Here is a 24,083-nt window from a genome sequence, read left to right as displayed (position 1 = left end):
AGCGGTGCTCCAGGCGGGCGACGGCGTTCGCCGCCCGTCTGGAGTAGCGTGAAGTATGAGGAAAAGGCTCTTTCCCGCGCTGCTGGCGGGCCTGCTGCTCATCATCGCAGCGGCGGCTCTCGCCCTGACCTCCCCCGCGTCGGCCGCGCCCGCCGCGACCGTCCAGGACGCCGCCCAGGCCCTGCGCGACGACCCGGTCTATGTGGACCCGGGCGCTCGCGATCAGCTTTCCGTCGCTGACGAGAAGGCCCTGGAGAACAAGATCACGGACGCCGACAAGCCGGTGTTCGTGGCCGTCCTCCCCGATACCCCCGCCTTCCCCGAGGAAGGCCTCCTCCAGACCCTGCGCAGCGAGACCGGCATCACCGGTGTGTACGCGATACGGCTCGGCGACGGCTTCGACGCGGGCGCGGACCCGCAGGTCATGCCCACCCGAGCGGTGAACAACCTCACCGCGTCGGTGGAGAACCCGGCCACCGCGGCCGACCCGAACACCCAGCTCAACGCCTTCGTCGACCGCGCCGTCGAGCAGGCCCGGGGCACCGCCCCCGCCTCCTGGTCCGGCGGCGGAGGCGCGGCGGACGGGACCGGAGCACCGGTCGGCGGCCTGATCACGCTCGGCGCGCTGGTCGCGGCGGGCGGCGCGGGCGCGTACGCGATCTCCCGCCGCAACAAGCGCCGCAAGGAGGAAGAGGAGCGCATCGCGCTCGACAAGCTCCGGGTGGTCGTCGACGAGGACATCACCGCGTACGGCGAAACCCTGGAACGCCTGGACTTCCACCCCGCCGAGAAGGGCGCGGACGACACCATGCGCGCCGACTACGAACGGGCCCTGGACTCCTACGAGACCGCCAAGACCAGGATGGACAAGGCCACCCACCCCTCCGACGTCCGCGGAGTCACCCAGTCCCTGGAGGACGGCCGGTACTCCCTCGCGGTCCTGGAGGCCCGCCGCGCCGGAGCGGAGATACCGGCCCGCCGCCCGCCGTGCTTCTTCGACCCGCGCCACGGCACCGCGGTCACGGAGGTCGTGTGGACCCCGTCCGGCGGCGCGGCCCGCGAGGTCCCGGTCTGCGGTGCGGACGAGGCCCGGCTGAGCCGGGGCGAGGACCCCATGAGCCGGACGGTCGACGTGGGCGACGGCAACCGCCGCCCGTACTGGGAGGCGGGCCCGGCGTACGGCCCCTGGGCCGGCGGCTACTTCGGCGGCGGCCTGCTCCCCGGCCTCCTGGTCGGCACCATGCTCGGCTCGATGCTCGCCACCCCGGCGTACGCCTCCGAGTACGGCGGCGGTGACTTCGGCGGCGGCGCGGGCGGCGACTGGGGCGGCGGCGACTTCTCCGGCTCCGACTTCGACTCCTCCGGCTTCGGCGGTGGCGGCTTCGGCGACGGCGGAGGCTTCGGGGGCGGAGGCTTCGACGGCGGCGGGTTCTGAGACCGGCGGCGCTTTCCGAGCCGCCCGGCAGCACGGTCGTTCCGCAGCGCGCCGGGCGTCACGGTCTCCCCTCAGCGCCCCGGGTTCCGGTGGATCCCCTCAGCCGGGACCCGGGGTCTTGTTTCGGGCGGACTCAGTCCTCGTCCTCCTCCATGCTCTCGAACCCGGAGTGGAACAACGCCGAGAAACTGGAGTACTTCGTGGTGTCGCCGTACTTCGGTGTGAACTCGTGGGCCGCCCACTCGCCGTCCGGCCCGACGTCGGTCGGGTCGAGCAGCCAGAAGTCCTCCCCCCGGGCGATCTCGATGCACCGGCGAAAGAGCTCGACGTCCTCCTCGTTGCCGGGTATCGAGGCGTAGATCTCGGTCACGCGTCCGCCGGCCTCGCTGTCCCGCATCCACACGACGCGGTCGCACGGATGAACCCCGTCCACCCAGCCGTCGAGGCGCGTCCACCCGTCGCTCGCCAGGAAGAATCCCCGCAAGCCGGCCGGGAACCGCACGCCGAGCCGCTCCTCGGACGCTGCCAGGGCTTCCTCCCGGGCAGGGGCTTCACCCAGCCACGCCTCGACCCGCTCGTCCTGGTCCAGAGCGTCCAGCTGATCCTCGTCCAGCAGGTCGACCAGCTCTTCCTCGTCGGCACGGACCTTCACGTACAGCTCGCCGTACCGCTCCAGGAAGACACGCCATTCCTCCGGTGTGGTCGGAGCGTCAGCAACTTCATTCTCTTCAGGCTCAGTTGTATCGGTCACGCCGATCATGGTGCCAGGTGGTTCTGACAACGCCGAGGTGGGCGAGGACTCCTGTGGCAGGCGTCCCCCGGTACGGGTGGAACCGCCGGGAGGTCAGGCGTGGGTGATACCGGCCTCGGTGGCGCGGGCCCGGCGTTCGGTGATGGAGCGGTACAGGGCTCCGAGAGCGGTGGCCTGGACGATGGCACCGATGGGAATGCCTATCAGTCCGACGGGACCGGCGACGAGGAACATCATCGAGGTCGGGGCGGTGGCCAGGACCGCCCACAACCCGGCGAAGCCGGCGTCTCCGGTGGAGGACGCGGAGACGGCGTCGATGGTCGCCCACAGGCACACCGCAAGGACGATACCCAGGGCGGGTACGCGGTCGAGCCGACCCGGGCGGACGGGCTGACGGTGATCCCCGACGCGGCCAGCCGGGACGGGGGAACGGTGCGTGGCTTCGGGGCGGACCATGTCGTCGAGCGCGGGGCCGGAATCGCTGAGCGCATCCGTGCGCTCGTCCCTAAGGCGTGGCCGGTGTGGTGGACGGGTCGGCCCGGACCACCGAGCTGGTGCCCGCGATCAGAGACGGTGGCACGCTCGTCGAGCTTTGGGGGTGGCCGGGGCCGGCCGAGCGGGGCATCAGGGTGTGACCGGTGATGGTGCCCGATCGCATCGGCGACACGGTCGGCCTGGACAGACTCTGCCGTCAGGCCGAGGCCGGCGTTCTGACGCCGCGCGTCGCGCGGGTGCTGCCCGCCGCCGAGGCCGCCCGGGCGCACCGGCTGTTGGAAGCGGGCGGCCTGCGGGGCCGGGAGGTCCTGGACTTCTCCTGAGCCCGGCAACCGTCCGTCCACGTGAGGGCGGCTATGCCGCGTACCAGGCGGCCACGCCACCGAGGACGATGATCACGCACATCGCCGCGTTGCTCTGCCGGTAGTCCACGAAGATCGCGGTGAACTCACGGAGCATCGCGTTGGGCCAGAAGTAGGCGGCGGTGGGGGAGCCCACCACCTGCCCCCGGATGCCCACCCGTCGTGCGGTGAGCGCGGCACGGAAGGCGTGGTAGTTGCTCGTGACGACGACGCACCGGTAGTCGGGCTTCGCCTTTTCCATGATCGCCTTGCTGAACCGCAGGTTCTCCTCGGTGTTCGTGGACCCGTCCTCCCGCTCGATGAGCTCCGCCGGGAACCCTTGGGCGACCAGGTGGTCGGCCATGGCGTGGGACTCCGGCAGCTTCTCGTCGGGCCCCTGCCCGCCCGAGGTGATGAGCACGGGGGGACTGCCGCGCCTGGCGAGCCTTGCGTGGACAGACTGCCCGCGCTTCAGGCGGCCGGCCAGCAGCGGCGGAACGGTGGAGCCGCCGATCAGCCCCGAGCCCAGCACCACCACGAAGTCGGCCTTGCGGCGCACCCGGAGCCGCCCGTAGAGGAACGCGTAACAGACGAAGCACAGGAACAGGAAAGCGAAGTAGAGCGCCAGCCCACCGGCCGCCGTCGCCAGCCCGATCAGCACCGGAGTCCGCACGGCGGCGGCTGTCGCCAGCAGGGCGACGACACCGAGGATCGCCAGGGCCGCCAGCAGGGAGAGCAGGTTGGACGGGCTCCGGCCTTCCTTGCGCAGCATGCGTACGCCGTTGAGGAACAGGAAGCACACCAGCACGAGCAGGGCCACCGCCCCCAGTGCCACCAGCGCTCCGACGACGTAGGGCACCGAGGGCGACTTGGAGCTGACCAGGCGGTACAGCAGGGCACCCAGCGCGCAGAGCACGGCGAGCCCCAGGACGACCGCGTTGCTGAACTTGCGGCGTTCGAACAGCACGCTCACGCAGAAGACGAGGAAGAGAAGTGCCGCGGGGGCGTAGGCCAGCATGCGCACAGACTAGGCAGCGTCCCGGCGGCCGTCGACGGCGAGGAGGGGCGGGGCGGTTGCCATCGTGCTGGCGGCCGGAGGGCTGCGCCGGGCGGACGACGCATCCGCCGCACCGTGACGGTGACGGTGCCCCCACGGACCCGGTGTGACGGTGCCCCCACGGACCCGGTGTGACGGCGTCCGTGCGCGTGTCCGTGACGGTGATCGCCGATCGGGGCGTGCCCTTTGCGGGGTCTCGGGCGTTGAACCCGGCATGAAGAAGCGAAGCGTACTTGCCGCCGTCACCCTCGCCACCGGAGCGGTCATCGCCGCGATCAGCCCGCCCCCGGGAGGCGGCGACGCGGCGCACGCCGCCGAACCGCCGGTCAGCCTCGGCGCGCTGGACGACGTCGGCGACCTCGGCAAGCTGGTCGACGGCGCGGCCGGGGCGACCACCTCCACCGCCGGTACGGTCACCAGCACGGTGGAGGACGCCCGGTTCAGCTGAGCCGGCCGGCGAAGGCGCCAAGGGCGGCAGGGGAGGCGGATCGCCTCCCCTGCCGCCCTTCTCCTGTTCGGTCAGGCCAGGAAGTCGACGCCGAGGCAGGAGCCCGCGTCGGCGGCAGCCCGGTAGACGGGCCAGGCCAGGGCCAGATCCTGCCAGGGCAGCCCGACGGGCGCGTAGACGGTGATCTGGTCGCTCGTTTCGCGGCCCGCCTGCTCACCGCCGAGCACCTGCCCGAGAGACGCGTGCGCGGCGTCGGCGCTCAGACCGCTGTTGCCGAGCGCCCCCATGGAGACGGCCAGCTCGACGTCGTCGACCACGGTGCGGGCGCGTCGCAGCGCGTCGGCGGCGAGTTCGACCTTGCCGGGCTCGTCCGCGCCGAGCGTGGTGACGTGCATGCCCGGGCGCAGATCGGCGGCAGCCAGCAGAGGGCTGCGTGACCAGGTCGCGAGGACGACGATGTCCGTGCGCGCCGCGGCGCTCCGCGGCTCGCTGACCGTCTCGACCTCGATGCCCAGGAGCTTTTCGTGTTCAGCGGCGAACGCGGCCGCTCGCGCGGGGTCGGTGTCGCACACGGTCAGCCGGGACACCGTGCGCAGGCGGACGAGACCCCGCAGCACCATTCGGGCCTGCACGCCCGCGCCGACGACGCTCACCGAGTCGGAGCCCTCGTCGGCGAGTACATGGGTCGCCAGCGCCGCGGCCAGTCCGGTACGCCAAGCGGTGACCGAGGCCGAGTCCAGCACGGCCAGCAACTGCCCGTCCGCCAGGTCGTGCAGGCAGACGAGGCCCCGCAGCGCGGGAACGGCGTCGGGAAACTTCGCGTTGACCTTCACCGTGTAGGCCGGGATTCCGTCGATCACCCCGGGCAGAAGCGCTGTCGCCGTACCCGGACCGGGCAGGTCCGTACGGATCCGCAACGGACGGACGTCCGGAGAGGGCGCGGTGAAGCCCGCACGAAGCCCGGCCATCACGGTGTCGGGGTCGAGCAGGTCGGTGATCTGGGAACGGGTCAGCAGCAACGTCACCGGGCCACCCTCGCTCGTGGGCCGTGGTTGGGGCAACCACGTGAAGACAGTCCGGCAACCGGCGTCGTCCGGGTCGGGCTTCGGCGACTGGGCGCGTCGAGCCCGTACGACCTGATGAGGCGGGCCAGTTCTCGGCCCCACGCCAGGAGAGGTTCCTCGCTCCGGTTGACCTGGGCGGTGACCTCGGCGCCCTCCACGGCGCTGATGACGGGGTCGCCAGCTTGCGGGCGTCCTGTGCCGGGAAGACGCCGGAGTGCACCTCGGCGATGTCGACCGCCTGGCCATGGGGCTGGCCGGCGCCGAGCACGTTCTGGAGACCAACGCCGACGCGGGCGTCGACACGGCTCTCCCGGCCGCCGTCGTCGACCTGTTCCGGCGGGGCGTGGAGGCGGGGCACTCCACGGACAGCTTCTCGGCCCTGGTGGAGCTGATGGCGAAGCCCGGGAGCAGCTGAAATATGCGGCAAGGCGCAGGTTTACGGCCATGGGGCATATGCGACGCCTTATTGGTCCAGACCTATTGTGCGGGCGTGCCCGGCTCGCTAGCGCTCTGACCGGAAACGATCACCGGGTGGTGTCCAACGGAGCTCGTGCCGGTTGGATGTGATGACACGTCTGATCGGTGCGGGGAGGCGGGACGGCAGGGCTGGTCAGGGTTCGCAGGCTGACCGAGCAGGAGGGGCAGAAGCTGCAGCAAATCGTGCGGAGGGGCAGCACCAGCACTGTGCGGTTCCGTAGGGCGATGATGGTGTTGGCCTCGGCGGGTGGGAACACCGTCCCGGTGATCGCGAATCTGGTGCAGGCGGACGAGGACACCGTCCGGGACGTGATCCACCGCTTCAACGAGATCGGTCTGGCCTGCCCGGACCCTCGGTGGGCGGGAGGCCGTCCCCGCCTGCTCAGTGATGACGACGAGGAGTTCGTCATCCAGACGGCCATCACCCGCCCCACCAAGCTCGGCCGGCCCTTCACGCGCTGGTCGATCCGCAAGCTCGCCGATCATCTGCGGCGCAACGCCAGCCGTCCGATACGCATCGGCCGAGAGGCCCTGCGCTGCCTGCTCGCGCGCCAAGGGGTGACGTTCCAGCGGACCAAGACCTGGAAGGAATCCAGCGCCCCGGACTTCGACGCCAAGCTGGAACGGATCGAGTACGCGCTGACCGAGCGCCCTGATCGCACGTTCGCCTTCGATGAGTTCGGGCCGCTCGGCATCCGTCCCACCGCCGGGTCCTGCTGGGCGAAGGAGGGCCGGCCCGACCGGGTGCCGGCGACCTTCCACCGCACCCACGGGGTCACCTATTTCCACGCCTGTTACTCGGTCGGCGACGACACCCTGTGGGGTGTCAACCGTCGTCACAAGGGGAGTGTCCCGTCCCTGGCCGCGCTGCGATCGATCCGGGCCGCCCGTCCGGACGGTGCCCCGATCTACGTGATCCTGGACAACCTGTCCGCGCACAAGTGCAGCAAGATCCGCCGGTGGGCCCGGCAGAACAAGGTCGAGCTGTGTTTCACGCCGACCAACGCCTCCTGGGCGAACCCGATCGAGGCGCATTTCGGGCCGCTGCGGCAGTTCACCCTGGCCAACTCGCACCACCCCAACCACACCGTGCAGACTCGGGAGTTGCAGCGATACCTGCGCTGACGCAACCAGAACGCCCGCCACCCTGACGTCCTGGCCGCGCAAAGGCGCGAACGCGCCCGTATCCGTAGCGAGAAGGGCATTCGGTGGGGCGGTCGACCACTGGTCGCAGCAGTTTGATGGGCCCGGCCACAGCGGTCTACTCGGCCATCTCCCCGGGAGAACGACGGGAGATCTCCTTACCCGCTTCGGTCTCCACCAGGGTCACCGCGCCGATCCAGTTGCCGTCATCCGGGTACTCCCAGTTGGCCGCGTCCTCCAGGACGGCCGGAAGCTCATCCCGAGGCACCAGGCCCCCGGGCTGGAAGCCCTGCTCCCCGGACGGGGACGTCCACGGCGCGACTCGACGAACCTCGATCCATCCACGATCGATGAGAGTGAGCAAGGTCCCTGCCAGCTCCTTCACGGGCCGGGACTGATCGGCATCGTCGAGATCTCCCCAGACACCAGCCAGGATGTCGATCTCGTATGAATTGACCATGAACGCTTCCTCGGACCTGGTCAACGCCTGCCACTCGTGCTCGCTCATTCACTGATCATCGCAGGACACCCCGGTGATCGTTTCCGGTCACGGCACTAGCTTTCTCCTGGCGGCGCGCGCTGTTCGGATCGGCCCGACTCATCTATTCACTGACGCATAGTCATGTGTGTTGACTGAAAACGGAGTTACCGACATGCACAGACGCATTGCCGCTCTCGCGGTGACCGTGGCGACCGCCGGAGCGATGCTCCTCGGCACCGCCTCGACCGCCTCCGCCACGGGCCCCGGATTCTGGCTCCGCAGTCATCACGCCAGCCTCGCGGAGTGCCAGGCGGTGGGGAACGCCGGCGCCGACAACGCCCTCTGGAGCCGTGTCTTCATCTGCAACCCGTTCGCGGGCAATCCGAGCGTGTACGAGTTGTGGGTGCGCTACTGAGGTAGCGGGCGGACAGCGAACCGCCCCGGCCGCGGCGGCGGCCGGGGCGGTGCCGGGCGTTCAGAGGGCGGCGCTGCTGCCGTGGACGAAGGCGCTCCAGGCGGCGGGCTCGACGGTGAGGACGGGGCCGTCGGTCACCTTGGAGTCGCGGATGTGGACGGCGGCGGGGTGGGCGGCGACTTCGACGCAGGCTCCGCCGTCACCGTTGCTGTAGCTGGACTTGCGCCAGTGGTAGGCGACTTCGACGCAGTCCCCGCCGTCACCGTTGCTGTAGCTGGACTTGAACCAGTGGAGGGCCGTCGGACCGGGGGCGGGGTGTGCTGCGCGGGACATGTCTCTCCAAGCAGTGCGTCAAGCAGTGCGTCCAGTAGCCGGGCGCTCTCCGCGACGGTGAGCGCCTGGGAACGCAGCATCCCATACCTCTGCATAAGTGCGCTGACGTCGGCGGGCTCGTCATACAGCTCTCCGCGCAGCTGGCCGTCGACGTAGACGAGCCCGTCGTGGTCGGGCGTCTCCAGTAGAACGAGCGGCCCCGCGAGCCCGGCGTGCCGAGGGGTGTTCCGGGGCATGATCTGAATGGTGACGAACGGCAGATCCATGCAGCGCCGCAGGTGGAGAAGCTGCTCCCGCATCCTTTCGGGGTCGCTCAGCTGGGCGTGCAGGATGCTCTCCTCCAGGATGAAGTGCAGGAGCGGCCGAGGCTTGCGCTCCAGGATCTTCTGGCGGCCGAGTCGGTCCGCCACCCGCTTCTCGATCTCTTCCTCTTCGATCGGTGGGTAGTTGCAGCCGAAGATGAAGCGCGCGTACGCCTCGGTCTGCAGCAGCCCAGGGATGAGCTGCGACTGGTACGAGAAGAGGCTCGCCGCGTCCTGCTCGTACTGAACGAAGTCCTTGACCAGCGCCTGATAGCGCTCCTTCCGCGGAATCCGCTCCACCGCGACCCGCAACACGCCTTTGCTGTCCAGTAGTTCATCGAGCTGGACGGCCAGATCCAACTGAAGGGCTCGACGCCCCTGCTCGATCGAAGCGATGGTGTCCTCGCCCACCCCGAGTTGCTCGGCGAGGGCGGCCTGTGTCAGCCCGGCGAGTTTGCGGAAGTGGCGCAGCTGCGCCCCGACCAGCTGCCACGAAGTAACTCGCCTGATGCCGCTCTGCTTTCCCGGTTGCATGACCTGGCTCTCCCCGTTCCGGTCCCGCTGTCAACCCGTCAGAACCCGTACAAAACCTTTTGTACGGCTCTCCGCTCTGCTGAAGCCTAGTTACACCGTGTGAGCGTGGAAGCATGAACGAGACAACTCAACTCCCTTACTACCGCGCCGCCTTCTACTGCCGTGAGCGCAGGTCGATCCCGGTCGTACGGAAGTTCACCCGTAAGGCGCTGGTCGAGTGGGAGTGCGAAGCGCGTGCTGACGACGTGCTGCTCTGCGTGACCGAGCTGGCGACCAACGCCCTCCGGCACGGTGTGCCGCCGGGGCGTGGCTTCAAGGTCCACATCTACCTGGAGCGGGTCGAGAACATGATCCGCGTCGAGCTGCACGACAGCGGCGACGGTGAGGTGCGGCCGGCGGACGGGGTGCCGGGGGCCGACGAGGAGGGCGGACGCGGACTGCTGCTGGTCGCGGCGGTGGCGGACAAGTGGGGGGTGAGGGAGCGGAACCCCGGCAAGGTCGTGTGGTGCGAGTTCAGCATCGAATGAGTTGCCGTTTCGGCAAGGATGTTTGTCGTTTCGGCCGCACGGGCGCACTCTCGTCATCGAGCGGAGGCGGGCTGAGGTGATCCGCAGCCGCGTGACGAAGGAGGAGCGACATGAAGCAGCAGCGGTACGACGTGGTGATCGTGGGCGGCGGGGCGGCCGGCCTGAGCGGGGCGCTGACCCTGGCGCGGGCCCGGCGCTCGGTTCTGGTGATCGACGCGGGCGAGCCCCGTAACGCGCCCGCGTCCCATGTGCACAACTACCTGGGCCGCGAGTCGACCCCGCCCGGCGAGCTGCTGGCGATCGGACGCGGCGAGGCGGCCGGGTACGGGGCGGAGATCGTCGAGGGCCGGGTGGCCTCGGCCGAGCGGCTGCCCGGGGACGGGGAGAGGGGCTTCCGGGTGGCGACGGAGGACGGCCGGAGCGTCGAGGCGCGGCGGCTGCTGGTGACGACGGGGCTCGTCGACGAGCTGCCGCCCGTGCCGGGGCTGGCGGAGCGCTGGGGGCGCGAGGTGCTGCACTGCCCGTACTGCCACGGGCGCGAGGTGGCGGACCGCCCGATCGGCGTGCTGGCCACCGGCCCCCTCGCCGTACATCAGGCGCTGATGTGGCGGCAGTGGAGCGAGGACGTGACCCTCTTCCTCCACACGGGACCCGAGCCGTCGGAGGAGGAGTACGAGCAGCTGGCGGCCCGCGGCGTCGCGGTCGTGGACGGCGAGGTGGCGGGCCTGGAGGTCACGGACGACCGGTTCACCGGCGTACGGCTGGTGTCCGGCCGGGTGGTCCCGCGCGAGGCGCTGGTGGTACAGGCCCGGTTCGTGGCCCGTTCGGCGGTCCTGGAGTCGCTGGGGCTGAAGCCCGTGGCGCAGGAGATGGGCGGGGTGGTGATCGGTGCGTACATCCCGACCGACCCGACCGGCGCGACGGAGGTCACCGGGGTCTGGGCCGCGGGCAACGTCACCCGCCTCACCGAACAGGTGATCGGTGCCGCTGCGGCGGGCCTCATGGCGGCGGGCGCGGTCAACGGCGACCTGATCACCGAGGACACCCGGCTGGCGGTGGCGGCCCGGCGGCGCGGTTGATCGGGTGCCGTCAGGAGAACAGGGCGGAGAGGAGGTCCCCCGTCCACCCGAAGACCTTGTGCACCAGCACCGCCATCAACGCGAAGATCCCGAGGATCACCACGGTGACCCAGGAGCAACCGCCCCCGCCCCCCGCATCGGGCTCGTCCCGCCCGCCCAGCTCCGCATCGAACAGATCCACGGCTGCTCCCGTCCCACCCCCTCACCGAAGCCCGGCGACCGGAACCCCCCGGTTCCGTGGGTGAAGAATCGCACGGTCGGGGCCGGTCGGCGGAGGCGGTGCCGTACTCAGTGGGGTGGGGGAAAGTACTCAGTCGGCGCGCGGCCGCCCGTGGCCCGTGTTCCTCGCCCGGCGTTCCCGTCCGGCGTAACGCAGGCGGGCGAATGACGGGCCGCGGGGTGAAGGCAGGGGCCCGGCGGATGTGTGAGGTCCGGTTACGGGGATACGCGGAGGGTCCCCGGTGCCACGAGGGCGCCGGGCGTCGGCAACGTAAAGGGAGATTTCCGTGGGCATCGTCGCCTGGATCCTCATCGGCCTGTTCGCCGGGCTCATCGCCAAGGCGCTGACGCCCGGCAAGGACCCCGGGGGCTGCCTCGTCACGATCGTGATCGGCATCGTGGGCGGGCTGCTCGGCGGCTGGCTGGGCAAGGTGATCTTCGGCGTCGATTCGATCGACGGATTCTTCAGCCTGTCCACGTGGATCGCCGCCGTCGTCGGTTCGGTGATCGTCCTGCTCGTCTACCGGCTGGTCGCGGGACAGCGCTCCCGCTGACCCGGTCTCGCCCCGCCCGCACCCGGGCCGTTCGCTTCGACTTCTCGACGGGTCGATTCGTCCGTGTTTGCCTACATTGGCAGAGGGTCAGTAGGGCAGCCGTAGTAGGAGCCAACGCCGACGCGTCTGCGGAAGACAAACAAGAGGAAACAACGACATGACCGACACCTCGCGCAAGCCGACCACCTCCGACTCCGGCGCCCCGGTGGAGAGCGACGAGCATTCGCTCACCGTCGGCCCGGGCGGGCCGATCCTGCTCCAGGACTCCTACCTGATCGAGCAGATGGCCCAGTTCAACCGCGAACGCATCCCCGAACGCCAGCCGCACGCCAAGGGCAGCGGCGCGTTCGGGAAGTTCGAGGTGACCGCGGACGTGTCCGCGTACACGAAGGCCGCGCTCTTCCAGCCGGGCGTCACCACCGACCTGGTCATCCGCTTCTCCACCGTGGCGGGGGAGCGGGGCAGCCCGGACACCTGGCGGGACCCGCGCGGCTTCGCGGTGAAGTTCTACACCAGCGAAGGCAACTACGACATGGTGGGCAACAACACCCCCGTGTTCTTCGTGAAGGACCCGATGAAGTTCCAGCACTTCATCCGGTCCCAGAAACGCCGGGCGGACAACAACCTCCGCGACCACGACATGCAGTGGGACTTCTGGACGCTCTCGCCGGAGTCGGCCCACCAGGTCACCTGGCTGATGGGCGACCGGGGCATCCCGCGCAGCTGGCGCCACATGAACGGCTACACCTCGCACACGTACATGTGGATCAACGCGCAGGGGCAGCGGTTCTGGGTGAAGTACCACTTCAAGACCGACCAGGGCGTCGAGACGTTCACGCAGCACGAGGCCGACCAGATGGCCTCCGCGGACACCGACTACCACACGCGTGATCTCTTCGAGCACATCCGCGACGGCGACTTCCCGAGCTGGACGCTGAAGGTCCAGATCATGCCGTACGAGGATGCCAAGGACTACCGGTTCAACCCGTTCGACCTGACCAAGGTGTGGCCGCACGGCGACTACCCGCTGATCGAGGTCGGCCGGATGACGCTGGACCGCAACCCCACGGACAACCACGCGGAGATCGAACAGGCGGCGTTCCAGCCGAACAACTTCGTCCCCGGCATCGGCCCGAGCCCGGACCGCATGCTGCTGGCGCGGCTGTTCAGTTACGCGGACGCGCACCGCCACCGCATCGGCGGCAACTACCAGCAGCTCCCGGTCAACGCCCCCGTCGTGCCGGTGAACACGTACTCCAAGGACGGGGCGATGGCGTACCGCAAGACCAGCGACCCGGTCTACGCCCCGAACTCCAAGGGCGGCCCGGAGGCGGACACGGCACGGTACGGCACCCCGCCGAGCTGGTACGCCGACGGTGACATCACCCGGGCGGCGTACGTCGACCACGCCGAGGACGACGACTGGGGCCAGGCGGGCACCATGGTCCGCGAGGTCCTGGACGACGCGGCGCGGGACCGGCTGGTGGACAACGTGGTGGGCCACCTGCTGAACGGAGTGACCGAGCCGGTCCTCCAGCGGGCGTTCCAGTACTGGTCGAACGTCGACGGCACGCTCGGCAAGCGCATCGAGCAGGGGGTGCGCGCGAAGGCGGGCGAGAAGGACCCGAAGGCGGCGGAGCAGGCCAATCCGGCGCGCACGTCGATGCAGCGCAAGGCCTGAGGCCCGGGCCGCTGCCCGCTTCCGGGCCGTACGACAGGACCTCACCCGTCGGCCGACGGGTGAGGTCCTGCGGCGTTCCCCGTTCGGTCGCGCGCGTACCGGGGGCCGGAGGAGGCCGTTTCGGTCGCCGGTTCTAGGCTGGCCGCGATCCCGGGGGGCGACGATGCAGCGATACGACTGGTACGGCGGTGAGGAGTCCGAGCGGAACCCGGACGCCGAGGCCGAGGCGCTCAAGGCGAAGGTGCACGCCGGTATCGCGGGAGGCTGCGGGCTGACGGTGCTGCTGGCGGTCGTGGCGGGCGCGATCCTGCTGGGCGTGGTGGTGGCTGCGGTCTGGGCCTGGGTGTCCAGCCGCCACTGATCCGGCCGGGCGGTGATTCCGTGGCCCGCGCCACCGCCGCCCGGTCCTCCTCAGTGCTGGACCAGGCCGCCGACCGGGACGGGGCCGACATGCCCGGAGGGCGGAAGCGTCTGCGCGAGATCGATCCCGACGTCCACCAGCGAGGACCGGCGCAGGCGGCCGACGTCGGACAGCGGGGTCCACACCGACCCGGCGGTGTCGCCGTTCGGCTCGGGCCGGAGCCGGCCGCCGGTGACGCGGACGCGGTAGAAGACGCCGACGTTCTGCAGCTCGGGCGCCCCGGGCCGGCGGCGCTCGCCCGCCGGAATCACCCGTGAGTCCACGCCGAGCAGCCGCTCGACCACGGCCTCCAGACCGGTTTCCTCGGCGACCTCCCGGATGACCGCGTCGAAGGGGTCCTCCGCGTGCTCGACCCCGCCGCCCGGAAGGGTCCAGGTCCGCTCGCCGTCCGGCTCCACGGCCTGGGTGAGCAGCACCCGCCCGTCCTCGATGCACACCGCGTACGCGGCCAGTCGCCGATCCATCCGGCGAGGCTATGCCCGGGGCGCGGAGAGCCGGCACCCCGCCCACCACTCAAGATCATCAACATGCAGAATGACCTGTATGTCGATATCGAACACGCCTCGGGCGGCCACGCTCGACGATGCCGCGTCGATCAGCGAAACGCTGGCCCGCGCCTTCCAGGACGACCCGATGATGGAGTGGTTCTTCCCCGGCGGCGCCTCGCGCGAGCCGGACCTGGTCCGCTACTTCACCACGATCTTCACCCGGCAGTACGGCCGCCACGGGGTGTGCGAGCGCACCGCGTCGGCGGCCGCGTTCTGGGTGGCGCCGGAGGGGCAGGAGAAGACCGTTCCCGACGCGGAGACGGTCGCGGAGCTGGAGGAGATCCTCGGCGACCGGGCGCCGCTGTTCCGGGACGCGGTCTCGGCCGCCGCCGAGCAGGGCCCCAAGGAGCCGCACTGGTACCTGGCGGTCGTCGGAGCGGACCCGGCCGCCCGGGGCCAGGGGCACGGGGCGGCGCTGCTGCGTTCCGGACTGGCCAAGGCCGACGCGGCGGGCCTGCCGGTCTATCTGGAGTCCTCCAAGCCGGACAACCTGCCGTTCTACGAGCACTTCGGCTTCACGGTGCTCGGCGAGGCGGCACTTCCCGGCGGCGGCCCGGCGCTGTGGGTGATGCGACGGGAGCCGCGCCCGGTGGACGCGGCGTAGCAGGACACCGGCGCCGCCGACGGCAACCGTGCTGCTCCGCGAACTTCCGCGGAGCAGCACCAGCGTGCGATGCCGGCCGCCATGGCCGGGTCGAGGGAACGTGGCGTTCGAGTGAGCGCACAGAGGTGTGCGGGGCGCGGGTACACACGGCGCGAGCCGCCGACGCGGCTTCGGTCCTAGGCCGAGCGGCCGACGCGCGCATGATCGCTCACTCCGTAAGCTCCCTGCACGAGCGGCCGTCCACGGCCGGCCGATCCACGCCGATCAGGAGGTAGCGCGATGCCGGCAGACGCCACGGCTCACGTGCGCATCGCCCGCCCGTCCCGCGACCTTGCGGCGGCGGAACGCTTCTGGGTCGCGGGGCTCGGCCTCGACGTCCAGTACCACCACGAGGCGGACGGCACGCCGGGCCACCACTCGCTGCTCATGGTCGGCTGGCCCGGCGCCGCCTGGCACCTGGAACTCGTCCACGACCCGGCGGACCCCGTGGAACCGCACCCGACGCCCGAGGACCTGCTCGTGGTCTACCTCGGTGAAGAGGTGCCGGACACTCTCGTGGAGCGGCTCGAACAGCACGGCGGGACGCGGGTGCCCGCGCACAACCCGTACTGGGACACCTGGGGCGTCACGCTCCGGGACCCGGACGGCTATCTGCTGGTGCTGTCCACCCGGACCTGGTCGTGACCCGCCTGCTGAGGGCCCTACGCGCCCGCCTCGTACCGGATTCCGTACAGCGACCGGCCGGGCCACCGCCGCTCACCGAGGCGGAGACGGCCGAAGCGGAGGCCCAGCTCGGCGTCACCTTCCCTCCGGAGTACCGCCGGCACCTGCTGGAGGTGAGCGCCGGCGGCGAGGCGTTCGCCAGGCTGGAGCGGACCGAGGGCGTCTGGTGGTGGGCGGACAACAGCGCCACGCGTCGCGATCTGCTGGCCCTGCCCTTCCCGCACCCCGACTCCTACGACGAGGCCGACGACGCGCTCCTCCAGCGCGAGCCGCGGGCCGAGGACTATCCGGACAACGAGGAAGCGTTCACACGGGCCTGGACCGCGTGGGACGACGAGGCGGGTGAGTTCGAGGACCGGAAGACCGCCGGGGCCGTCGTCCTGAAGGAGCACGGCTGCGGCTTCGCCACCCTGCTGGCCCTCACCGGCCCGCTGGCCGGCACCGTGTGGTGGGACGGCCGGGCCACCTGCGACCTCATCGTCCCGCTGTCCCTGGACCACGCGGGCGGCGCACGGCCCGTGACCTTCGGCGAATGGCTGGGGCGCGACTCCTGGGACCTGCTCCCGCCGGACAGTTGGCCGCGGCGGCGGGACTGACCGCCGTACAGGGCCCTCGCCCCTCGCCTGCCGCCGCCTGCCGTGCACGCCCGTCCCGAGCGGCGCCGACTATAAACCACGCGTATAAACCAGGTGTATAGACTCTGTGTATAGTCGGGGCATGGCTGCTACCGATGCGATCGCTCCACCCCGCCTACGCTTGAAGAACGTTCCGGGCGCGTCTGTTCTGTGCCTCGGCGCCGGACTCGTCGGGGGCATCCTGACGAACCTGTTGCAGGGCTGGCTGCCCGGGGCGTGGAACAACCTGGCGAACTCCGGCGCGGTGTGGACGACGCTCGCGTTCGCCGCGGGCATCGTCCTCGCGAGCCGAACCGACGACCATCGCGTTCTGGCGGCAGCCGGAGCCCTGGCGGAGATCGGGCTCGTCGTCGGCTACTACGGGTACGCCGAGTTCGGGCGGGACGGAATGGGCTCGCTCACCTTTCCGCTGGTCTGGCTCACCATGGCCTGTGTCGCGGGGCCGCTGTTCGGCATCGCGGGCGCGTGGTCGAGGCGCGGTACGCGACCCTGGCGGCGCTACATGGCGCTCGGCGCACTCGGCGGTCTCTTCGGCAGTGAAGGCCTCCACTACTGGCTCGGCCTGGGGTACGCGCCTCAGGCGATGGTCTGCGGGGCTCTCGCCTGCGGCCTTCCGCTGCTGCTGGGGCGCACCTGGAAGGAGCGCGGTCTGAGCCTCGCCGTGGCGATCCCCGCGTCCTTCCTCACGTACCAGATCCTCTACGGCCTCCTGAACGCGGTGTCCGGCTGAGTGAGCCCGCAGGCGAGGGGCGCGTCTGTCCGTATCGACGGACTCGCGGGCCGACCGGGCTCGTCCCAACTGGTCAAGCAGGCGCGGCGGATCAAGGCCGCGACCGGCGACGCACCCGGGCGGGGACCGTGTGACCGGCCGTCGGCCGGGCCGGCGGATCAGCCGGCCACACCGTTCACCCGGTAGTTGCGGTTATCGTACCACTGGCTGACGGTCAGGTGGAGATCGGCGACGGTGGAGCCCGGAACGATGAATCCGCCGTACGGGCTCGCCACGGCGTTGCCGGTCTCCTGGCCGGAGACGGCCCGGCCGTCGTACTCGGCGTACGTGCGGAAGTCGGCATCGACCCAGGGCAGCAGCTGGGCGATGTGGAAGGTCTCCCAGTCGCGGGGGCCGACGCTGGAGCTGACCGGGTTGGAGTACCAGCCGGCGTGCCCGCCGTCCGGCATCACGACGATGAGCGGCTTCCCGGCGGTCCACGCGCGGATACCCATCCGGTCGAAGGCGACGAAGTCCTGGTCGGTGCCGCCCCCGTGGAACAAGTGGAGGACCGGGTATCTGCGGCCGGAGGCGTGGTAGCCGTGCGGGAGGAGGACGTTGACGCCGGGGTTCCAGCCGATGGCGGAGGTGGCGAAGCGGTAGTAGCGCATCCGGGCGTCGGACTCGTTGCGGTCAACGATGCGCAGGCCGTCGCCGACGGCGTGGGCGGCCGAGGCGGATGCCAGGACTCCTCCCGCGCCGAGCGCGGTCATGGCGGTGAGCGAGGCGGCGGCCTTCAGCACACCTCGGCGGCTGGGGCGGGCGGTGTTCAACACGCACTCCAGGGTGGGGAAGCGGTGAACAGGTCGATGCCAGGCGGGAGCCGTTCCACGGGTCGGGCGGAGCAGCTACCGGGCGGGGCGGCGAGCCGGTCGACGGCGAGCCGGTGGAGCTGCTTCCGTCGGCGGAGACGGGCGGCCCGGCGGTGGAAACGGCGTCGCGGCCTCGCGAGAACCCGCGCACGTCACGTAAGCCCAGGCTTACACGGGCTGCCGGTGGTCGCGGCTCCCGGCAGTCGGGAGGGTGCGGCTCCCGCCCGCCGTGGAGGGAGTGGAGGGCAAGGCGCCTGAGGCCGTACGGACCGTCGTCGTCCGTGCCGCGGCCCACCGAGCCGTCGCCTGCCGACCGAGGCCCTGCCGTCACCTGACGGACAGGGCCGTGCCGTCACCCGCCGGTCGAGGTCGCGCCTTCACCTACCGACCGAGGTCGCGCGCGTCACTCGCCGCCGACCTGGGCCTCCGCCCCCGCCCACGTGTCAGGCGCCCACAGCCCCGACCGCTTCAGCGACGCCGGGCAGTGGCGGAAGATCTCGTCGATCTCGACGACCAGGGCGAGCTTCGGGCGCTGGCCCTTCAGCGTCATCGCGTCGAAGAACGGGGCGTCCGTGAGGATGCGGGCCCGGCCGTTGACGCGCAGGACGTCCATCGCGCCGGGTATCAGGTAGAGCAGGCCCACGTGCGGGTTGGCCAGGATGTTGTGGAAGCTGTCCGCGCGGCGGTTTCCCGGGCGGTCGGGCAGGGCGATGGTGCCCGGGTCCAGGACGTGGGTGAAGCCGGGGGTGCCGCCGCGCGGGGTGGAGTCGCAGTTGCCCTCCGCGTCGGACGTGGCGAGGGCGCAGAACGGGGAGCGGGCCAGCAGGGCCAGGTCGTCGTCGGTCAGCCGGTCGTGGACCTTGTCGATGACGATCGGGTGCGGGGTGCCCAGCAGCTCGCGCAGTTCGTCCGCCGAGCCCAAGGGCACGGCCCCGGCCAGCGGACCGGTGGCGGGGGCTGTGGTGTCGGCGGGGTCGGCGTACGACAAGGAAGGGGCTCCGAAGCTCGTGGGGTGCGGCAGCACGCTGTCGAACTGACGCTGTTAGGGTGACCTTACTTTGGGCTCCCTTGTGTTTCCCGTCCGGGGTGGACCGGTCGACGAGGGCGACTCCCGTACCCCAGGGGTGCCCCCGGCGCCGACGAACAAGTGTGAGGAACGACAAGTGCAGCACCGCATTCCGGCTGCCCCGGAGGCCGGGGCGTGAGCGGCTCGGCCCTCCTGGAGAAGGAGAAGCCGCCGGGCGGCGACAAGGAGACGCGGCGCAGGCGCAGTCGGCCCGTGCTCGCCCTCGGACTCCTGGCCGCACTCGCCGTGCTCTTCCTCACCGTGGTCGCCAGCCTCGCCGTCGGATCCGGCGATGTGCCCTTCCGCGATGTCGTCGACGGGGTCCTCGACGCGGACGTCTCCGTCAAGGGGCAGCTCATCGTCCAGGAGGTCCGCATCCCGCGCACCGTCGCCGGACTGCTCGCCGGCGTGGCGCTCGGCCTCGCGGGCACGGTGATGCAGGGCGTCGCCCGTAACCCGCTCGCCGACCCCCAGCTCCTCGGCATCAACGCGGGCGCGTCCGTCGCCGTCGTGTGCTCGATCACCCTGCTCGGGTTCACCGCCGCCACCCAGTTCATCTGGTTCGGCTTCCTCGGCGCGCTGCTCGCCGCCCTCCTCGTGTACGGGGTCGGCTCGCTCGGGCGGGAAGGCGCGACGCCCGTGAAGCTCGCGCTGGCGGGGGCCGCGACCGCCGCGGTCCTCACCTCGGTGACCAGTGCGATCCTGCTCCAGGACCGGGGCAGCTACGACCAGTTCCGGTTCTGGCAGCTCGGTGCGCTGACCGCGCGGAGCTCCGAGGTGCTGTGGCAGGTCTCGCCGTTCATCGCGGTCGGCACCGTCCTCGCGCTGGCCCTCGGACCGCAGCTCAACGCCCTCTCCCTCGGCGACGACCTGGCCCGCGGCCTCGGCCAGCGCGTCGGGGCCATCCGGATGGTGTCCGCCCTCGCCGTGGTGATCCTGTGCGGCGCGGCCACCGTCGTCGCCGGGCCCATCGGCTTCGTCGGGCTCGCCGTACCGCACGCCGCCCGTCTCGTCACCGGACCCGACTACCGCTGGGTGCTCCCGTACAGCATGGTGCTCGCCCCGATCATGCTGCTCGTCGCCGACATCGTCGGCCGGGTCATCGCCCGCCCCGGCGAGGTGCAGGTCGGCGTGATCACCGCCGCCATCGGCTGCATCCCGTTCATCTGGCTGGTCCGGCGCAGGAAGCTGGTGGAGCTGTGACCGCGCCCCGCCCCGGCAGCCCGGTGACCGGGTCCCGCCTGAAGGAGACCGCGTCCGGGTCGGACGCCCGGCTCGCCGATGCCGTACGCCGGGTCTCCGCCGTACGCGGCCGGAGCCTGCGACGCTCCGTCCTCGTCGGCACCGGCCTGCTCGCCGCCGTGATCGTCGTGTTCGGCGTCTCGCTCAGCTACGGCGATCTGGTGACGCCGATCGACAAGGTGGTGGCCACCCTGTTCGGCGGCGGCGACGGCGGATCGCAGTTCGTCGTGCTGGAACTGCGGCTGCCCCGGGCCCTCCTCGCGATCCTCGTCGGCACCGCCTTCGGGCTCTCCGGAGCCGTCTTCCAGACCGTCCTGCGCAACCCGCTCGCCAGCCCCGACCTCATCGGCATCAGCGCCGGGGCCAGCGCGGTCGCCGTCACCGCCGCCCTGCTCTTCCAGGTCAGCGGACTCGCGCTCTCCGCGAGCGCCCTCACCGGTTCGCTGGTCGCCGGAGCCGCCATCTATCTGCTCGCCTGGCGGCAGGGCATCGCCGGGCAGCGCCTGGTCCTCGTCGGCATCGGCGTCGGCATGGGGCTCTCCAGCATCGTCTGGTACGTGATGGCACGCTCCGAGGTCACCGACGCGCAGGAGGCGTTCCGCTGGCTCGCGGGCAGCCTCAACGGCCGCTCCTGGAACCAGGTGTGGCCGCTGCTCATCGCCCTCGGCCTGCTCGTGCCGCTGACCGTCCTCGCCGCCCACGCGCTGCGCCCCCTCCAGCTCGGGGACGACGCGGCCGCCGGGCTCGGCGCGAAGGTCGAGGGCGGCCGGCTCGCGCTGCTGGGCTGCGCGACCGCGCTCGCCGGGGCCGCGACCGCCGCCGCCGGACCCGTCGGGTTCGTGGCGTTCGTCGCCGCGCCGATCGCCCGCCGCCTGGTCCCGGGCCGGGGTGCCGCCCTGCCGCAGGCGGCCCTGACCGGGGCGCTGATCGTCCTGGTCGCCGACTTCGGGGCGCAGCACCTGTTCCCGGTGCAGCTGCCGGTGGGCGTGGTCACCAGCATCATCGGCGCCCCGTATCTGCTCCTGCTCCTGGCCCGCGCCAACCGCGTCGGCAGCGGGGGCTGACGTGGAGAAGCAGATGGTTCAGAAAGACGACGACGAAAGGCGTGGCCCTGCCGTGGCCGAACACACTCTGGAAGCCCGGGACGTCCGGCTCGGCTACGGCGAACGCGAGATCGTCCCCGGTCTGAGCGTGACCGTGCCGCCCGGGAAGATCACCGTCATCGTCGGCCCCAACGCCTGCGGGAAGTCGACCCTGCTGCGGGCGATGGCCCGGCTGCTGGCCCCCTCCGCCGGGGCGGTGCTCCTGGACGGCCGGTCCATCCAGGAGATGCCGACCAAGGAGGTCGCCTCCGTGCTCGGGATTCTGCCGCAGAGCCCCACCGCCCCGGAGGGCATCACCGTCTCCGACCTGGTCGGGCGCGGCCGCTACCCGCATCAGGGCTGGTTCCGCCGGTGGAGCTCCGAGGACGACGAGGCGGTCGCGCAGGCGCTGCTCTCCACCGACGTCCTCGAACTCGCCGACCGTTCCGTGGACGAGCTCTCCGGCGGCCAGCGCCAGCGGGTGTGGATCGCGATGGCACTGGCCCAGCGCACGGACATCCTGCTGCTCGACGAGCCGACGACCTTCCTGGACGCCAGCCACCAGCTGGACGTCCTGGACCTGCTCACCGACATCAACCGCGAGCGGGGCGTCACCATGGTGGCCGTGCTGCACGACCTGAACCTGGCCTGCCGGTACGCCGACCACATGATCGCGATGCGGGCGGGGCGGATCGTCGCGGAGGGCCGGCCGGTCGACGTCGTCACGGAGGAGTTGGTCGGCGAGGTCTTCGGGATGCGCTGCTCGGTGATCGAGGACCCGGCGTCGGCCACCCCGATGGTCGTGCCGCTGGGCCGCCACCACGTCAAGGACCCGGCCGCCTGAGCCGCGTACGTACGGGGAGCAGCCCTTCGGGTCAACCCGATGGCACCGTTGTCATTAGGTGAGGCTAACCTAAAGGGTATGAATGCTTCCGCTCCCCGCGCCTGGCGCCCCCGCCGCACCCCCGTCCTCGTGGCCGGTGCCGTCGCCGCCCTCCTCGTCGGCCTCTCGGCCTGTGGCTCGTCGGACGACGCCGACAGCTCCGCGTCCTCCTCCGCCTCCGGCGGAGCGTCCGAAGGCGCCTTCCCGGCCAAGGTCCAGACGAAGTACGGCGAGGTCTCCGTCGACAAGCAGCCCAAGCGCATCGTCGCGCTCGGCTGGGGCGATGCCGAGACCGTGCTCGCGCTCGGCGGCCAGCCGGTCGGGGCCAGTGACTGGCTGCCGTTCGGCGGCGAGGGCGTCGGCCCGTGGGCCAAGGGCATGTACGACAAGAAGCCCGAGCTCATCGGCACGTTGGAGCCGGAGTTCGAGAAGATCGCCTCCCTCCAGCCCGACCTGATCCTGGACACCAAGTCCAGCGGCGACCAGACCCGTTACGACACCCTGAAGAAGATCGCCCCGACCGTGGGCGTGCCGAAGGGCGGCGACCAGTACAAGATCTCGTGGGAGCAGCAGACCACGATGATCGCCGCCGCCATGGGCGTGCCGGAGAAGGGCAAGGAGCTGATCGCGGAGACCGGGAAGAAGTTCGAGGCCGCCGCGAAGGCCCACCCCGAGTTCAAGGACAAGACCATCACGGTCGGCTCGCGCACGTCCGAGGGCTTCGGCGTCTACGTCGGCGGCACCGGACGCATCGACTTCGTCGAGCGGCTCGGCTTCAAGAACAACCCGAAGGCCGAGGCCCAGGCCGGCGAGGGCTTCTCCGTGTCCGTCTCCAAGGAGAACCTGGACCTGCTCGACGCCGATCTGACGGTCATGACCCCGATCGGCATCCCCGCCACGGACATCGGCAATGACCCGCTGTACAAGGCCGTCCCGTCGGTGAAGGCGGGCAACGACATCGTCTTCGGCGACAAGGACATCTCGCAGGCGTTCGCCACGGACTCGATCCTGTCCGTCTCGTACGCGCTGGAGAAGGTCGTTCCGCTCTTCGCGGAGAAGGTCGCGAAGTAGCCGCCCGGCGCACGCACGCGCAGCGCCCCGTCCCCGGGAGATCCGGGTGCGGGGCGCTGCGCGTGTGTACGGAGGAGGTCAGGCCGCCGGGGCCGCCTTGATCGCGGAGATGTCGAAGGTCAGCTTCACCTTGTCGCTGACCATCACACCGCCGGTCTCCAGCGCCGCGTTCCAGGTCAGGCCCCAGTCCGAGCGCAGGATGTCGGTGCTGCCCTCGAAGCCGACGCGCTCGTTGCCGTAGACGTCGGTGGCGGAGCCGTTGAACTCCAGGTCGATGGAGAGCGGGCGCGTGACGTCCTTGATGGTCAGGTCGCCGGTGATCCGGTACGTGTCGCCGCCGCGCTGCTCGGCCTTGGTCGAGCGGAACGTCATGAGCGGGAACTTCTCGGCGTCGAAGAAGTCGCCGCTGACCAGGTGGCCGTCGCGGTCGGCGATGCCGGTGTCGACGCTGGCGATCTTCACGTCGATGGAGGCGGAGGAGTTCGCCGGGTCCGTACCGTCCAGCACCAGGGTGCCCTCGTGCTCGGCGAAGGAGCCGCGCACGTTGGTGACCATGGCGTGGCGCACCGTGAAGCCGATGCTGCTGTGGGCCGGGTCCAGGGTGTACGTGCCGGTCAGGGCGGCAAGCGCCGGGTCCACCGCGGGGGCCTCGGTGACGGTGGTGGCGGTCGACTTGCGGGTGAACAGAGCCATGGCTCCTCCTCGGGGGACGTGTTCGTGGAGGTTGTTTAACCTTCAACGAGATTGACTGTAACTCCATCTTGTTCAAAGTTCAACCTTTCCGTCGCGGGTGCCCCGCGCAAGGCCCTCGCCGCCGTCGCCGACGGCAAGGCGCCCCACCCTCTGGCGGACGCGCGTAGAGCTCGGGCGCCATCTCCCTGCCCGGCGTAC

Annotated in this window: 28 protein-coding genes and 4 pseudogenes; 19 read left to right on the top strand and 13 right to left on the bottom strand. The window is 71.0% G+C overall.

Going from position 1 to position 24,083, the window contains the following annotated elements; translation table 11 throughout:
* The first annotated feature begins 55 nt into the window (after window positions 1-55).
* Window positions 56-1,435: a hypothetical protein gene (locus AC0VY3_RS26755; RefSeq protein ID WP_475550775.1), complete on the top strand. Its 1,380-nt coding sequence runs from the start codon at window positions 56-58 to the stop codon at window positions 1,433-1,435.
* A gap of 133 nt (window positions 1,436-1,568) precedes the next feature.
* On the opposite strand, the gene AC0VY3_RS26750 is transcribed toward AC0VY3_RS26755, so the two are convergent.
* A complete protein-coding gene (locus AC0VY3_RS26750; protein WP_103509801.1) occupies window positions 1,569-2,195 on the bottom strand; it encodes an SMI1/KNR4 family protein in 627 nt (208 codons plus the stop codon).
* A gap of 84 nt (window positions 2,196-2,279) precedes the next feature.
* Complete coding sequence (locus AC0VY3_RS26745) at window positions 2,280-2,642, bottom strand: SCO4225 family membrane protein (RefSeq protein WP_475550774.1); 363 nt, start codon at window positions 2,640-2,642, stop codon at window positions 2,280-2,282.
* 185 nt (window positions 2,643-2,827) lie between these two features.
* Between AC0VY3_RS26745 and AC0VY3_RS26740 the strand changes: the two genes are divergently transcribed.
* Window positions 2,828-3,004, top strand: a complete 177-nt coding sequence (locus tag AC0VY3_RS26740; protein ID WP_258047209.1) for a zinc-binding dehydrogenase — start codon at window positions 2,828-2,830, stop codon at window positions 3,002-3,004.
* Between the two features lie 31 nt (window positions 3,005-3,035).
* Here the strand turns inward: AC0VY3_RS26740 and AC0VY3_RS26735 are convergent, their stop codons facing one another.
* Window positions 3,036-4,040: a YdcF family protein gene (locus AC0VY3_RS26735; protein WP_475550773.1), complete on the bottom strand. Its 1,005-nt coding sequence runs from the start codon at window positions 4,038-4,040 to the stop codon at window positions 3,036-3,038.
* Between the two features lie 253 nt (window positions 4,041-4,293).
* On the opposite strand from AC0VY3_RS26735, the gene AC0VY3_RS26730 reads away from it, so the two are divergent.
* Window positions 4,294-4,527, top strand: a complete 234-nt coding sequence (locus tag AC0VY3_RS26730) for a hypothetical protein (RefSeq protein WP_103509799.1) — start codon at window positions 4,294-4,296, stop codon at window positions 4,525-4,527.
* Window positions 4,528-4,598: 71 nt separating this feature from the next.
* Here AC0VY3_RS26730 and AC0VY3_RS26725 read toward each other — a convergent pair whose 3' ends face one another.
* Window positions 4,599-5,552, bottom strand: a complete 954-nt coding sequence (locus AC0VY3_RS26725) for an ornithine cyclodeaminase family protein (protein ID WP_475550772.1) — start codon at window positions 5,550-5,552, stop codon at window positions 4,599-4,601.
* A gap of 89 nt (window positions 5,553-5,641) precedes the next feature.
* Window positions 5,642-5,796, bottom strand: a pseudogene (locus AC0VY3_RS26720) (LmrA/YxaF family transcription factor); the annotation flags it as partial.
* Here AC0VY3_RS26720 and AC0VY3_RS26715 point away from each other — a divergent pair.
* Window positions 5,791-6,006, top strand: a pseudogene (locus AC0VY3_RS26715) (imine reductase family protein); the annotation flags it as partial. The pseudogenes AC0VY3_RS26720 and AC0VY3_RS26715 sit on opposite strands and share 6 nt — an antisense overlap.
* Before the next feature lie 191 nt (window positions 6,007-6,197).
* Window positions 6,198-7,310 (top strand): annotated as a pseudogene (locus AC0VY3_RS26710) (IS630 family transposase).
* 19 nt (window positions 7,311-7,329) lie between these two features.
* Here AC0VY3_RS26710 and AC0VY3_RS26705 read toward each other — a convergent pair.
* On the bottom strand, window positions 7,330-7,719 hold the full coding sequence (locus AC0VY3_RS26705) for a hypothetical protein (RefSeq protein ID WP_475550771.1): 390 nt from the start codon (window positions 7,717-7,719) through the stop codon (window positions 7,330-7,332).
* Between the two features lie 145 nt (window positions 7,720-7,864).
* Here AC0VY3_RS26705 and AC0VY3_RS26700 point away from each other — a divergent pair, with 145 nt between their 5' ends.
* A complete protein-coding gene (locus AC0VY3_RS26700; protein ID WP_030078876.1) occupies window positions 7,865-8,107 on the top strand; it encodes a hypothetical protein in 243 nt (80 codons plus the stop codon).
* A 60-nt stretch (window positions 8,108-8,167) separates the two neighbouring features.
* Here AC0VY3_RS26700 and AC0VY3_RS26695 read toward each other — a convergent pair whose 3' ends face one another.
* Together AC0VY3_RS26695 and AC0VY3_RS26690 are read right to left on the bottom strand one after the other, a co-directional pair.
* Complete coding sequence (locus AC0VY3_RS26695; RefSeq protein ID WP_475550770.1) at window positions 8,168-8,440, bottom strand: DUF397 domain-containing protein; 273 nt, start codon at window positions 8,438-8,440, stop codon at window positions 8,168-8,170.
* A 41-nt stretch (window positions 8,441-8,481) separates the two neighbouring features.
* Window positions 8,482-9,276, bottom strand: a pseudogene (locus AC0VY3_RS26690) (helix-turn-helix domain-containing protein); the annotation flags it as partial.
* A gap of 113 nt (window positions 9,277-9,389) precedes the next feature.
* Here AC0VY3_RS26690 and AC0VY3_RS26685 point away from each other — a divergent pair.
* The gene (locus AC0VY3_RS26685) at window positions 9,390-9,803 is read left to right on the top strand and encodes an ATP-binding protein (RefSeq protein WP_475550769.1); all 414 of its coding nucleotides are present in this window, start codon (window positions 9,390-9,392) and stop codon (window positions 9,801-9,803) included.
* A 110-nt stretch (window positions 9,804-9,913) separates the two neighbouring features.
* The gene (locus AC0VY3_RS26680; protein ID WP_475550768.1) at window positions 9,914-10,882 is read left to right on the top strand and encodes an NAD(P)/FAD-dependent oxidoreductase; all 969 of its coding nucleotides are present in this window, start codon (window positions 9,914-9,916) and stop codon (window positions 10,880-10,882) included.
* A gap of 10 nt (window positions 10,883-10,892) precedes the next feature.
* Here AC0VY3_RS26680 and AC0VY3_RS26675 read toward each other — a convergent pair whose 3' ends face one another.
* Window positions 10,893-11,063 (bottom strand): hypothetical protein, encoded by a 171-nt coding sequence (locus AC0VY3_RS26675; RefSeq protein ID WP_181010912.1) that lies wholly within the window; start codon window positions 11,061-11,063, stop codon window positions 10,893-10,895.
* Between the two features lie 325 nt (window positions 11,064-11,388).
* Here AC0VY3_RS26675 and AC0VY3_RS26670 point away from each other — a divergent pair, with 325 nt between their 5' ends.
* The 3 genes from AC0VY3_RS26670 (at window position 11,389) to AC0VY3_RS26660 (ending at window position 13,697) form a co-directional block, all read left to right on the top strand.
* Window positions 11,389-11,655, top strand: a complete 267-nt coding sequence (locus AC0VY3_RS26670) for a GlsB/YeaQ/YmgE family stress response membrane protein (RefSeq protein ID WP_103509794.1) — start codon at window positions 11,389-11,391, stop codon at window positions 11,653-11,655.
* A gap of 157 nt (window positions 11,656-11,812) precedes the next feature.
* Window positions 11,813-13,336 (top strand): catalase, encoded by a 1,524-nt coding sequence (locus AC0VY3_RS26665; protein WP_475550767.1) that lies wholly within the window; start codon window positions 11,813-11,815, stop codon window positions 13,334-13,336.
* A gap of 163 nt (window positions 13,337-13,499) precedes the next feature.
* Entirely contained in the window at window positions 13,500-13,697 is a 198-nt protein-coding gene (locus tag AC0VY3_RS26660) for a hypothetical protein (RefSeq protein WP_103509792.1), read from the top strand.
* 50 nt (window positions 13,698-13,747) lie between these two features.
* Here the strand turns inward: AC0VY3_RS26660 and AC0VY3_RS26655 are convergent, their stop codons facing one another.
* Window positions 13,748-14,221: an NUDIX hydrolase gene (locus AC0VY3_RS26655; protein ID WP_475550766.1), complete on the bottom strand. Its 474-nt coding sequence runs from the start codon at window positions 14,219-14,221 to the stop codon at window positions 13,748-13,750.
* 70 nt (window positions 14,222-14,291) lie between these two features.
* On the opposite strand from AC0VY3_RS26655, the gene AC0VY3_RS26650 reads away from it, so the two are divergent.
* From AC0VY3_RS26650 to AC0VY3_RS26635, 4 genes are all read left to right on the top strand, one after another.
* A complete protein-coding gene (locus AC0VY3_RS26650) occupies window positions 14,292-14,909 on the top strand; it encodes a GNAT family N-acetyltransferase (protein ID WP_475550765.1) in 618 nt (205 codons plus the stop codon).
* A 279-nt stretch (window positions 14,910-15,188) separates the two neighbouring features.
* Complete coding sequence (locus tag AC0VY3_RS26645) at window positions 15,189-15,593, top strand: VOC family protein (protein ID WP_475550764.1); 405 nt, start codon at window positions 15,189-15,191, stop codon at window positions 15,591-15,593.
* The gene (locus AC0VY3_RS26640; RefSeq protein WP_475550763.1) at window positions 15,590-16,228 is read left to right on the top strand and encodes an SMI1/KNR4 family protein; all 639 of its coding nucleotides are present in this window, start codon (window positions 15,590-15,592) and stop codon (window positions 16,226-16,228) included. The genes AC0VY3_RS26645 and AC0VY3_RS26640 overlap by 4 nt, the downstream gene beginning before the upstream one ends.
* A 121-nt stretch (window positions 16,229-16,349) precedes the next feature.
* Window positions 16,350-16,997: a DUF6518 family protein gene (locus AC0VY3_RS26635; RefSeq protein WP_475550762.1), complete on the top strand. Its 648-nt coding sequence runs from the start codon at window positions 16,350-16,352 to the stop codon at window positions 16,995-16,997.
* Between the two features lie 158 nt (window positions 16,998-17,155).
* Here the strand turns inward: AC0VY3_RS26635 and AC0VY3_RS26630 are convergent, their stop codons facing one another.
* The gene (locus AC0VY3_RS26630) at window positions 17,156-17,809 is read right to left on the bottom strand and encodes an alpha/beta hydrolase (RefSeq protein WP_475551737.1); all 654 of its coding nucleotides are present in this window, start codon (window positions 17,807-17,809) and stop codon (window positions 17,156-17,158) included.
* 442 nt (window positions 17,810-18,251) lie between these two features.
* The gene (locus AC0VY3_RS26625; protein ID WP_475550761.1) at window positions 18,252-18,836 is read right to left on the bottom strand and encodes an MSMEG_1061 family FMN-dependent PPOX-type flavoprotein; all 585 of its coding nucleotides are present in this window, start codon (window positions 18,834-18,836) and stop codon (window positions 18,252-18,254) included.
* 213 nt (window positions 18,837-19,049) lie between these two features.
* On the opposite strand from AC0VY3_RS26625, the gene AC0VY3_RS26620 reads away from it, so the two are divergent.
* The 4 genes from AC0VY3_RS26620 to AC0VY3_RS26605 all read left to right on the top strand — a co-directional run bounded on the left by AC0VY3_RS26620 (window position 19,050) and on the right by AC0VY3_RS26605 (window position 23,192).
* A complete protein-coding gene (locus AC0VY3_RS26620) occupies window positions 19,050-20,117 on the top strand; it encodes a FecCD family ABC transporter permease (protein ID WP_103509786.1) in 1,068 nt (355 codons plus the stop codon).
* Between the two features lie 23 nt (window positions 20,118-20,140).
* Window positions 20,141-21,220 (top strand): FecCD family ABC transporter permease, encoded by a 1,080-nt coding sequence (locus tag AC0VY3_RS26615; protein ID WP_475551736.1) that lies wholly within the window; start codon window positions 20,141-20,143, stop codon window positions 21,218-21,220.
* Window positions 21,221-21,233: 13 nt separating this feature from the next.
* A complete protein-coding gene (locus AC0VY3_RS26610; protein WP_475550760.1) occupies window positions 21,234-22,082 on the top strand; it encodes an ABC transporter ATP-binding protein in 849 nt (282 codons plus the stop codon).
* 78 nt (window positions 22,083-22,160) lie between these two features.
* On the top strand, window positions 22,161-23,192 hold the full coding sequence (locus AC0VY3_RS26605) for an iron-siderophore ABC transporter substrate-binding protein (RefSeq protein WP_475550759.1): 1,032 nt from the start codon (window positions 22,161-22,163) through the stop codon (window positions 23,190-23,192).
* A gap of 78 nt (window positions 23,193-23,270) precedes the next feature.
* Here the strand turns inward: AC0VY3_RS26605 and AC0VY3_RS26600 are convergent, their stop codons facing one another.
* Entirely contained in the window at window positions 23,271-23,885 is a 615-nt protein-coding gene (locus tag AC0VY3_RS26600) for a YceI family protein (RefSeq protein ID WP_103512558.1), read from the bottom strand.
* Between the last annotated feature and the right edge of the window lie 198 nt (window positions 23,886-24,083).

The sequence above is a fragment of the Streptomyces sp. iso_384 genome, from assembly GCF_056172905.1.
This window is presented reverse-complemented; position numbering and strand designations above follow the sequence as displayed.

Excerpts from the sequence above, each read along its gene's own strand:
- AC0VY3_RS26755 (WP_475550775.1), top strand. The coding sequence starts at position 56 with ATGAGGAAAAGGCTCTTTCCCGCGCTGCTGGCGGGCCTGCTGCTCATC.
- AC0VY3_RS26750 (WP_103509801.1), bottom strand. The coding sequence starts at position 2,195 with ATGATCGGCGTGACCGATACAACTGAGCCTGAAGAGAATGAAGTTGCT.
- AC0VY3_RS26745 (WP_475550774.1), bottom strand. The coding sequence starts at position 2,642 with ATGGTCCGCCCCGAAGCCACGCACCGTTCCCCCGTCCCGGCTGGCCGC.
- AC0VY3_RS26740 (WP_258047209.1), top strand. The coding sequence starts at position 2,828 with ATGGTGCCCGATCGCATCGGCGACACGGTCGGCCTGGACAGACTCTGC.
- AC0VY3_RS26735 (WP_475550773.1), bottom strand. The coding sequence starts at position 4,040 with ATGCTGGCCTACGCCCCCGCGGCACTTCTCTTCCTCGTCTTCTGCGTG.
- AC0VY3_RS26730 (WP_103509799.1), top strand. The coding sequence starts at position 4,294 with ATGAAGAAGCGAAGCGTACTTGCCGCCGTCACCCTCGCCACCGGAGCG.
- AC0VY3_RS26705 (WP_475550771.1), bottom strand. The coding sequence starts at position 7,719 with ATGAGCGAGCACGAGTGGCAGGCGTTGACCAGGTCCGAGGAAGCGTTC.
- AC0VY3_RS26700 (WP_030078876.1), top strand. The coding sequence starts at position 7,865 with ATGCACAGACGCATTGCCGCTCTCGCGGTGACCGTGGCGACCGCCGGA.
- AC0VY3_RS26695 (WP_475550770.1), bottom strand. The coding sequence starts at position 8,440 with ATGTCCCGCGCAGCACACCCCGCCCCCGGTCCGACGGCCCTCCACTGG.
- AC0VY3_RS26685 (WP_475550769.1), top strand. The coding sequence starts at position 9,390 with ATGAACGAGACAACTCAACTCCCTTACTACCGCGCCGCCTTCTACTGC.
- AC0VY3_RS26680 (WP_475550768.1), top strand. The coding sequence starts at position 9,914 with ATGAAGCAGCAGCGGTACGACGTGGTGATCGTGGGCGGCGGGGCGGCC.
- AC0VY3_RS26665 (WP_475550767.1), top strand. The coding sequence starts at position 11,813 with ATGACCGACACCTCGCGCAAGCCGACCACCTCCGACTCCGGCGCCCCG.
- AC0VY3_RS26660 (WP_103509792.1), top strand. The coding sequence starts at position 13,500 with ATGCAGCGATACGACTGGTACGGCGGTGAGGAGTCCGAGCGGAACCCG.
- AC0VY3_RS26655 (WP_475550766.1), bottom strand. The coding sequence starts at position 14,221 with ATGGATCGGCGACTGGCCGCGTACGCGGTGTGCATCGAGGACGGGCGG.
- AC0VY3_RS26650 (WP_475550765.1), top strand. The coding sequence starts at position 14,292 with ATGACCTGTATGTCGATATCGAACACGCCTCGGGCGGCCACGCTCGAC.
- AC0VY3_RS26645 (WP_475550764.1), top strand. The coding sequence starts at position 15,189 with ATGCCGGCAGACGCCACGGCTCACGTGCGCATCGCCCGCCCGTCCCGC.
- AC0VY3_RS26635 (WP_475550762.1), top strand. The coding sequence starts at position 16,350 with ATGGCTGCTACCGATGCGATCGCTCCACCCCGCCTACGCTTGAAGAAC.
- AC0VY3_RS26610 (WP_475550760.1), top strand. The coding sequence starts at position 21,234 with ATGGTTCAGAAAGACGACGACGAAAGGCGTGGCCCTGCCGTGGCCGAA.
- AC0VY3_RS26605 (WP_475550759.1), top strand. The coding sequence starts at position 22,161 with ATGAATGCTTCCGCTCCCCGCGCCTGGCGCCCCCGCCGCACCCCCGTC.
- AC0VY3_RS26600 (WP_103512558.1), bottom strand. The coding sequence starts at position 23,885 with ATGGCTCTGTTCACCCGCAAGTCGACCGCCACCACCGTCACCGAGGCC.